This is a genomic window from Aeromonas tecta (genome assembly GCF_000820185.1).
In the GTDB taxonomy this organism is placed as follows: domain Bacteria; phylum Pseudomonadota; class Gammaproteobacteria; order Enterobacterales; family Aeromonadaceae; genus Aeromonas; species Aeromonas tecta.
Map to the genome: position 1 here is coordinate 89539 of NZ_CDCA01000039.1, position 8503 is coordinate 98041.

General features: G+C 61.4%; 8 protein-coding genes. 1 reads left to right on the top strand and 7 read right to left on the bottom strand.

The window, feature by feature from the left end:
* Positions 1-34 precede the first annotated feature (34 nt).
* From BN1137_RS18665 to BN1137_RS18675, 3 genes are all read right to left on the bottom strand, one after another.
* Positions 35-1699, bottom strand: coding sequence for an AMP-binding protein (locus tag BN1137_RS18665; RefSeq protein WP_050720034.1), 1665 nt, complete (start codon positions 1697-1699; stop codon positions 35-37).
* A gap of 100 nt (positions 1700-1799) precedes the next feature.
* Positions 1800-2078, bottom strand: coding sequence for a YfcL family protein (locus BN1137_RS18670; protein WP_050720035.1), 279 nt, complete (start codon positions 2076-2078; stop codon positions 1800-1802).
* Positions 2079-2188: 110 nt separating this feature from the next.
* Positions 2189-3304: an ATP-NAD kinase family protein gene (locus BN1137_RS18675; RefSeq protein WP_050720036.1), complete on the bottom strand. Its 1116-nt coding sequence runs from the start codon at positions 3302-3304 to the stop codon at positions 2189-2191.
* A 116-nt stretch (positions 3305-3420) separates the two neighbouring features.
* On the opposite strand from BN1137_RS18675, the gene BN1137_RS18680 reads away from it, so the two are divergent.
* A complete protein-coding gene (locus BN1137_RS18680) occupies positions 3421-4143 on the top strand; it encodes a TerC family protein (RefSeq protein WP_408605554.1) in 723 nt (240 codons plus the stop codon).
* A gap of 99 nt (positions 4144-4242) precedes the next feature.
* Here BN1137_RS18680 and aroG read toward each other — a convergent pair whose 3' ends face one another.
* From aroG to BN1137_RS22915, 4 genes are all read right to left on the bottom strand, one after another.
* Entirely contained in the window at positions 4243-5298 is a 1056-nt protein-coding gene (gene aroG / locus BN1137_RS18685; protein WP_050720038.1) for a 3-deoxy-7-phosphoheptulonate synthase AroG, read from the bottom strand.
* A 200-nt stretch (positions 5299-5498) separates the two neighbouring features.
* Complete coding sequence (gene aroA, locus BN1137_RS18690; RefSeq protein ID WP_050720039.1) at positions 5499-6782, bottom strand: 3-phosphoshikimate 1-carboxyvinyltransferase; 1284 nt, start codon at positions 6780-6782, stop codon at positions 5499-5501.
* 171 nt (positions 6783-6953) lie between these two features.
* Positions 6954-8042, bottom strand: a complete 1089-nt coding sequence (gene serC, locus BN1137_RS18695) for a 3-phosphoserine/phosphohydroxythreonine transaminase (protein WP_050720040.1) — start codon at positions 8040-8042, stop codon at positions 6954-6956.
* Positions 8043-8266: 224 nt separating this feature from the next.
* Positions 8267-8503, bottom strand: a 237-nt coding sequence (locus BN1137_RS22915; RefSeq protein WP_232306968.1) for an FAD-binding protein, incomplete at its 5' end; no start/stop codon positions are given.

Sequence of the window (8503 nt, forward strand, 5' to 3'; positions counted from 1 at the left end):
CGCTTGGCAGTAATTTGCTAAATGCCAAACCCCATCAAGATTCCCAGATAATGCTCTCGCCAGCGTCCCAGCGCTCGCCGATGTCGGCGTATTTTTGCTCGAGCAGGTGGCGTCGGATCTTCATGGTGGGGGTCAGCACCCCGTTCTCGATGTTCCAGGGGCTCTTCACCACCAGGATACCGCGAATGCGGGCGTGGGATTCCAGCTGATCGTTGACTCGCTTGCGGGCCGCCTCCAGCTGGGCATTGACCGTGGCCCTGTCATCTCGCATGGCTCGCTCGGCCAGCTGCACCAGGGCCACCGGCTGCGGCATGCCGTAACCGATGACGCACAGCTGCTCGATGATGGGCTCCTGCCCCAGCATCCCCTCGATGGGCACTGGCGCCACGTACTTGCCCTTGGCGGTCTTGAACACATCCTTCATGCGGCCGGTGATGGTGAGATAGCCTTCTCGGTCCAGCTTGCCCATGTCGCCGGTGTGCAGCCAACCGTCGGCGTCGATGGCCTCCTTGCTGTGCTCGGGATCCTTGTAGTAGCCCAGCATCATGCCGTCGCAGCGGCACAGGATCTCCCCCTCATCCGAGATGCGGATCTCGACCCCGGGCCCCGCCTTGCCGACCGTGCCTATCTTGTCGGCCCTGAACGGGCAGTTGAGGGTGGAGAAGGCATGGTTCTCGGTCATGCCCCAGGCTTCGGTGATGTTGATGCCGATGCTGTGATACCAATGCAGCAAGGCCGGCGCCACCGGCGCCGAGCCGCAACCCAGCACCCGCGCCTGATCCAGCCCCAGCCCCTTGCTCAGCTTGCGCTTGATGAGAGTGGAGACGAAGGGGATCTTCAGCAACAGCTCAAGCTTCTTCTGGGGCAGCTTCTCGTGGATCTTGATGCGGAACATGGCCCACAGCCGCGGCACCGAGATGAACACGGTGGGACGGCAGCGTTTCACGTCGTCGATGAAGGTGTCGAGGGATTCGGGGAAGGCGATGGTGGCGCCGCTGAACAGGCTACCGCCATAGATGTAGACCCGCTCGGTGATGTGGGCCAGCGGCAGGTAGGAGAAACCGCGATCGGCCTCGGTCAGCGCCACCGCCTCCACCAGCTTCTCGCACGACCAGGCGTAGCGCTCGACGCTCAGCATGGCGCCCTTGGGCTTGCCGGTACTGCCGGAGGTGTAAACCAGACTCAGCAGCGCATCCGGCGCCTGCACCGGGCTACCCTCGATGGGTGCATGGGCCTTGAGCAGGGCATCCCACTGATGAGCCGCGGGCATAGTGTCGTAGGGGAAGGCAATGCGCAGCAGATCGGTGGGGACGCCCGCCTCCTGGCTCTTCCAGTCGTCCAGCTTGCCGACGAAAATTGCCTTGGCTTCGCTGTGGCGCAGCACGTATTCGATGGTGTCGACGTTGGCGGTCGGGTAGATGGGCACGCTCACGTACTGTCCCATCTGCATCGCGAGATCGGCGATGAACCACTCGGCGCAGTTCTTGGAGAGCAGCGCGACCTTGTCGCCGGGTGCCAGCCCCAGCTCGCGCAGGGCCGTCACCATGCGCCGGGCCTGGTTCGCTACCTCGGACCAGGTGAAGTCCCGGTATTCGCGGTGGATGGTCTGTCTGAGGTAAATCTTGTCAGGACACTGCCGCTCCCAGTGATAGAGCATCTCGAGCGGCAGTTTGGTGGCAATGCGTGAGGAGGAGGCCATAGTTTAATCCCTGAAACCAAAAGGCAAGACTCATTATTAACCTTTTGATAACACTCAGGGAAGCAGATTAATCAAACTTCTGTTTGAACTGCGAATGGGATCAAGCTTCTGCCTGTTGTTGCAGCCGCTTCCACAGATCCTGCACCAGGGCCTCGTCCTGCTCGGACAGCTCGCCTTGCAAGATGGCCTCGTTCAGGCTGCGCAATACATAGCTTTTGACATCCCGTACCAGGGTCTTGCCTTCCAGCTCGGCACGGGCCACCGCTAGCGAGATATGGCCACGCAGATAACCGCCCGCAAACAGATCGTCATCGCTCGCCGTGGCGACCATGGTGTCGATCAATCCCAACAACTTGTGCTCAAATTCGTGAATCGTCATGTAACGCAGCCTCGTTTTCCGGGATTGCCGGCAAAATAATTCGGGGGAGTGGAATCGCGATCCGGTTGATCGCGACTCTCTGGCGCCAGGCCAGCCGCATCCTTGATGTCCTATTCCGGGTTGGCCACCGGGTAGATGACCTGATCCTTGTATCCGGTGGTTATTCGCAGATAACCACTTAACGACCGGTTCAGTGCCGGGTCATCGGTATCCACCAGCAGCGGACGGCCTTCGAGTGCCGCCAACTTAGTCTTGGTGGCGAGTACCTGAATATGGTCTCGCCCGACGGCCCTGATCACCTCTGGACTCAGTTGCTGATTTCCGCGCCCGAACAGATGTCCCTGACCGCCGATCAGGGTAATGATCAGCCGACAGTGACGACCGCGGATCCGGGTCAGGATCTCGGCGGCGGACAGATCCTGCCCGATCAGCCGACCATTTTCCACCAGATCCACACCGAGCAGGGTATTTTCCAGCCCCAGCTCCCCCATACAGGCGGCCACCGTGCTGCCCGACCCCATCAGATAGAGGGTATCGGGCGCCATTTCCTCCACCACGCCGGCGGCGAGATCGGCCAGCACCAGCTCCTCGGACTCCCGCCCGCCCTGCTTGGTCGCCTGCACGTAGCGCAGATCCCCTGGCACCTGCAGCTGACCATAGTGACGGGCCCGCACCTTGCCGGCCCGAAACGCCTCCTCGTCGATGTCCACCACCTCGGCGTCAACCAAGCTGAGCAGCTCGCCTCCAATCATGCGCGCCGCCACCCGCCCGCTGGCGGCGGGCGTCACCCCGTAGACCCCGGAGTGAATTTTACAGCCAGCCGGAATGCCGAGCACGTGGCAAGACTCCCCGACCGCGGCGCAGATGTCCCGAGCGGTGCCATCGCCACCGGCGAACAGCAGCAAATCGACACCGGCACCGCGCATCAGCTCGGCGGCGGTGCGGGTATCGGCCGCCGTGGTCGCCTCTGCCCCGGGGTGATAGACGATGCGATGGGGCAGTTGCAGCGCGTCGGCAAGGCTCGCCCCCATCTCCCCCGCGACCGTCAACAGCTCGAAGGGTTGCGCCAGCTGACAGAGCGGCAACAGGGCCTGCCGGGCCCGCTCCTGCGCCTTGGGCACGGCGCCGCGCGCCAGCGCCTCGGCCACCATGCCGTCGCTGCCCTTGAGGCCGACCGCACCGCCGATACCGGCCACCGGGTTGATAATTAGCCCTAAACGAAACATGATTTTCTCCCTCTGCTCGCCGCTATTTTATCTGTTCGCCGCGCTGGGACAAGCCAAGTCAGCCTGCTAGAATGCGCTGTTTCAACCGTCATCCAAAGTTCAACCAAGGTTCAATCATGCTGGAATGGATTGCAGATCCCTCTGCCTGGGTCGCGCTCGCCACCCTGACCCTGCTCGAAATCGTACTGGGCATCGACAACATCATCTTTATCTCCATCCTGGTCGGCCGCCTGCCAGAGGCTCAGCGCCAGCGCGCGCGGATCCTGGGGCTGGGGCTCGCCATGGGGACCCGCATCCTGTTGCTGCTCTCCCTGGCCTGGGTGATGCGCCTCACCGAGCCGCTGTTCAGCGTGCTGGGTGAAGCCATCTCCGGCCGGGATCTCATCTTGCTGATCGGGGGGCTCTTCCTCATCGCCAAGAGTACCCACGAGATCCACCATAGCCTGGAGGGGGCCGCCGAGGAGCCAGGAACAGTGAGCAAGGCCGCCGGTTTCATGTCGACTCTGGTGCAGATTGCCATCCTCGATATCATCTTCAGCCTGGACTCCGTGATCACCGCGGTGGGCATGGCGGATCACGTGCCCGTCATGGTGCTGGCCATCGTCATCGCCGTCGGTGTCATGATGTTTGCCGCCAAGGCCATCGGCGACTTCGTCGACGAGCACCCCACCATCAAGATGCTGGCGCTCTCCTTCCTGATCCTGGTCGGGGTCGCCCTGATGGCCGAGGGGCTGGATCTGCACATTCCGAAGGGTTACATCTACTTCGCCATGGCCTTCTCGCTGGTGGTGGAGATGATCAACATCCGCCTGCGTGGGCATCAGGAAAAAGCCAAGTAAGCCTGATTTCTGCCAAATCACGCCAATAAAAAAGCGCGACCTAGGGTCGCGCTTTTTGTTGTTGCCTGTCTGCCAGCGGGGTATTCGCCGTGACGACAATTAGAGTGCGTTGCGCGTGGCCACCGCATCGGCCAGGTTGCGCAGCAGCACCTCGGTATCGGCCCAGTTGATGCATGCATCCGTGATGCTCTGGCCGAAGGTGAGTTCACAACCTTCCACCAGATCCTGACGCCCTTCCACCAGGTGGCTCTCCACCATGACACCAAACACCGCCTTGCTGCCGGCGCGCAGCTGACCGGCCACATCCTCGGCCACCAGCATCTGGTTCTTGAATTGCTTGCTGCTGTTGGCGTGGCTGAAATCGATCATCACCTTTTGCGGCAGACCGGCCTTGTCCAGCCCCTTCACCACGTCCTCGACGTGGGCGGCGCTGTAGTTTGGCTCACGGCCACCGCGCAAGATGATGTGGCAGTCCGGGTTACCGGCGGTGGAGACGATGGCGGAGTGGCCGTACTTGGTCACCGACAGGAAGTGGTGCGGGGCACTGGCGGCGCCGATGGCGTCGATGGCCACCTTGATGGTGCCGTCGGTGCCGTTCTTGAACCCGACCGGGCAAGAGAGACCAGAGGCCAGCTCACGGTGCACCTGGGATTCGGTGGTCCGGGCCCCGATGGCGCCCCAGCTCATCAGATCCGCCATGTATTGCGGGGTGATCATGTCGAGGAATTCGGAGGCAGTCGGCAGCCCCATGTCGTTGAGATCCAGCAGCAGCTTGCGACCGATGCGCAGGCCATCGTTGATCTGGCAGCTGTTGTCGAGGTAAGGGTCGTTGATCAGCCCCTTCCAGCCGACAGTGGTGCGCGGCTTCTCGAAGTAGACCCGCATCACGATTTCCAGCTCGCCCTTGAGCTCATCACGCAACAGCTTGAGGCGCTTGCCATATTCCAGCGCGGCGACCGGATCGTGAATGGAGCAGGGGCCGATCACCACCAGCAGGCGCTGATCTTCGCCGGCCAGGATCTGGTGGATGGCCTGACGGGATTCAAACACGGTCGATGAGGCGGTTTCAGTCGCCGGAAACTTCTCGAGCACCGCAACCGGGGGCAATAATTCTTTGATTTCACTGATACGAACGTCGTCGGTTTGATGCTTCATGACAAGGCTTCCTGCTAGATAACTGCGATAAAGAAACCTCAATCTAGCCCTCCACCGAGACGGTGTAAATAGAAAATTACATCCCATCACAAAGTATTTTTCTATGGAGTCTTGCAAGTTACCATAATGCTGCTAGCTGACGGTCGATAAACAAGAGGCCCGCACGGTGGCGGGCCTCTTCGATGACAACGAGCGCGGGATCAGACGGCCTGGCTGATGCCTGCCAGCTTGTCGAAGTAATCCGGGAAGGTCTTGGAGGTACAACCCGGATCATTGATGGTCACCGCCGTGTCCGACAGCGCCACCAGCGAGAAGCACATGGCGATGCGGTGATCGTTGTAGGTGTCGATCGCCGCGTGTTGCAGCTGAGCCGGCGGGGTGACGGTGATGTAATCGTGCCCCTCCTCCACTTCCACACCCAGCTTGCGCAGCTCGGTCGCCATGGCGTGCAGCCGATCGGTCTCCTTCACCCGCCAGTTGTAGATGTTGCGAATGGAGGTCGGCCCCTCGGCGAACAGTGCAGTGGTGGCAATGGTCATGGCCGCATCAGGGATCTGGTTCATGTCCATGTCGATCCCGTGCAGCGGGGCCTGCTCGGCCTCGATGAAGTCGTCACCCCAGGTGATGCGCGCGCCCATCTTCTCCAGCACGTCAGCGAAGTGGATGTCGCCCTGGATGCTGTGCTTGCCGATGCCGGTCACCCGCACCTTGCCCTTGATGGCGCCCGCCGCGAGGAAGTAGGAGGCGCTGGAGGCATCCCCTTCCACCAGGAAATCACCGGGGCTGACATAGGTCTGGTTTCCCTTGATATAGAACAGCTTGTAGTCGTCGTGCTCGATGACCACCCCGAACTGCTTCATGATGTGCAGGGTGATGTCGATGTAGGGCTTGGAGACCAGCTCCCCCTTGATGTGGATGCGGGTATCACCAGCCGCCATCGGCGCCGCCATCAGAAACGCCGTCAGGAACTGGCTGGAGACGGAGCCGTCGATGTGCACATCGCCGCCCCAGAGTCCCTTGGCATCCACCACCAGCGGCGGATAGCCGTCTTTCTTCAGGTACTGGATATGGGCACCGGCTTCGCGCAGGGCATCCACCAGATGGCCGATGGGACGCTCTTCCATGCGCGGCTCGCCGCCCAGCATGTATTCACCAGATCCCAGGCAAAGCGCCGCGCAGAGCGGGCGCATGGCGGTGCCGGCGTTGCCGAGGAAGAGGTTGACCGGCGCCGATACCGCGAAGCTGCGGCCCAGACCGTGCACGGTGCACTCGGTCTTGTCGGCGGAAAGCTTGTACTTGACGCCAAGCTGGGTCAACGCACCCAGCATGTGGCGGATGTCATCGCTGTCGAGCAGGTTGGTCAGCCGGGTGGTGCCGCGCGCCAGGGCGGCCAGCAGCAGGGCCCGATTAGATACGCTTTTGGAGCCGGGTAGATTGACCACGCCAGCCACACGAGAAATAGGTTCCAAACGCAACGAATTCATAGACTTCCTGTACGATCTCAATTAAATCACCTGACCGGACGTTAACAGCCTGCGTTCTGCGCGGCAAGACCACTCTTGCCACAAAAACGAGGCTGACCAGCCAGACGGTCAGGAGAGAGCGGAAAACAGACGCCGGGGAGTCCCCGGCGTCTCGCATCATGGGACTGCACCTCAGCCGTGGCGCTTGGCAAAGCCGTCCATAAAGCTGACCAGGGCCTTGACCCCTTCCAGCGGCATGGCGTTGTAGAGGCTGGCACGCATGCCACCGACGATGCGGTGCCCCTTCAGTGCCAGCAGGCCGGCGGCCTCTGACTCGGCCAGGAACTGCTTGTCCAGCGCCTCGTTTTTCAGCTGGAACGGCACGTTCATGCGCGAGCGACAGGCCGTATCCACCTTGTTGCCATAGAAGCTGGAGTCATCCAGATAGCCATAGAGGAAATCGGCCTTCTCCTTGTTGCGCGCTTCCATGGCCGCCAGACCCCCCTGCTCTTTGAGCCACTCGAACACCAGCCCGGCCAGATACCAGGCGTAGGTCGGCGGCGTGTTAAACATGGAGTCGTTCTTGGCGGTGAGCTGGTAGTCGAAAATGGAGGGCACGTCGGCGCGGGCCTGACTCAGCAGATCGTCGCGTACTATGGCGATAGCCAACCCCGATGGGCCTATATTCTTCTGCGCACCGGCATAGATAACGCCGAAACGACTGATGTCGAGGGGGCGGGAGAGGATGGTGGAGGAGAGATCCGCCACCAGCGGCACAGAGCCTGTGGCCGGGATGTCGAACATCTCTATGCCATCGATGGTTTCGTTCGGGCAGTAGTGCACATAGGCCGCATCGGCGCGAAACGCCGGGTTCGGCAGCAGATGGCTGATCCCTTCTGCGTTCTTGGCGACCCCTTCAACGGTCTGGATGTCGCCGTATTTACGCGCCTCATCCACCGCGCTCGCGGCCCAGACCCCGGTCAGCAGATAGTCGGCTTTCTTGTTGGCACCACCGAGCAGGTTCATGGGCACGGCAGAGAACTGGCCACGGCCACCGCCGTGCATGAACAGCACCTTGTAGTTCGCCGGCACCGCCAGCAACTCGCGCAAGTCACTTTCCGCCTTCTCGGCGACCGCCATATAGGGCTTGCCGCGATGGGAAAGCTCCATGACCGAGGCTCCCAGCCCCTGGAAATTACAAAACTCGCGCTGGGCGCGCTCCATGACTTCTACCGGCAGCATGGCGGGGCCGGCGCAGAAGTTGTAAATCTGTTTGCTCATGACGCTTTCCGTGAGTGGATGAGAGTGATCGATGACTTGAACGGTTTTACACGAGAGCGCCCACTCGGGGCAAAGGCTTTTTGGGATCTGGCGCACCCTTTTAGGTCAGCCAAGCTGATCCTTGAGAGTAGAAAAGCCCTGAATGGGTCAGGGCTTGCAGAGAACGTGCAGAGAAATGGCCGACTGCTGACATAAATGCGCGGCCAAGGTCCTTTTTCACAGCATCATAGCTTGGCGGTGAGCTCCGGCAACAGACTGAACAGGTCCCCCACCAGGCCGTAGTCCGCTACCTGGAAGATGGGCGCCTCCGCATCCTTGTTGATGGCGACGATCACCTTTGACTCCTTCATCCCCGCCAGATGCTGGATGGCGCCCGAGATGCCGACGGCGATGTAGAGCTCGGGCGCCACTATCTTGCCGGTCTGACCCACCTGCAGGTCGTTGGCGACGAACCCCGCATC

Excerpts from the sequence above, each read along its gene's own strand:
- BN1137_RS18670 (WP_050720035.1), bottom strand. The coding sequence starts at position 2,078 with ATGACGATTCACGAATTTGAGCACAAGTTGTTGGGATTGATCGACACC.
- aroA (WP_050720039.1), bottom strand. The coding sequence starts at position 6,782 with ATGAATTCGTTGCGTTTGGAACCTATTTCTCGTGTGGCTGGCGTGGTC.
- BN1137_RS18680 (WP_408605554.1), top strand. The coding sequence starts at position 3,421 with ATGCTGGAATGGATTGCAGATCCCTCTGCCTGGGTCGCGCTCGCCACC.
- serC (WP_050720040.1), bottom strand. The coding sequence starts at position 8,042 with ATGAGCAAACAGATTTACAACTTCTGCGCCGGCCCCGCCATGCTGCCG.
- BN1137_RS18675 (WP_050720036.1), bottom strand. The coding sequence starts at position 3,304 with ATGTTTCGTTTAGGGCTAATTATCAACCCGGTGGCCGGTATCGGCGGT.
- BN1137_RS18665 (WP_050720034.1), bottom strand. The coding sequence starts at position 1,699 with ATGGCCTCCTCCTCACGCATTGCCACCAAACTGCCGCTCGAGATGCTC.
- aroG (WP_050720038.1), bottom strand. The coding sequence starts at position 5,298 with ATGAAGCATCAAACCGACGACGTTCGTATCAGTGAAATCAAAGAATTA.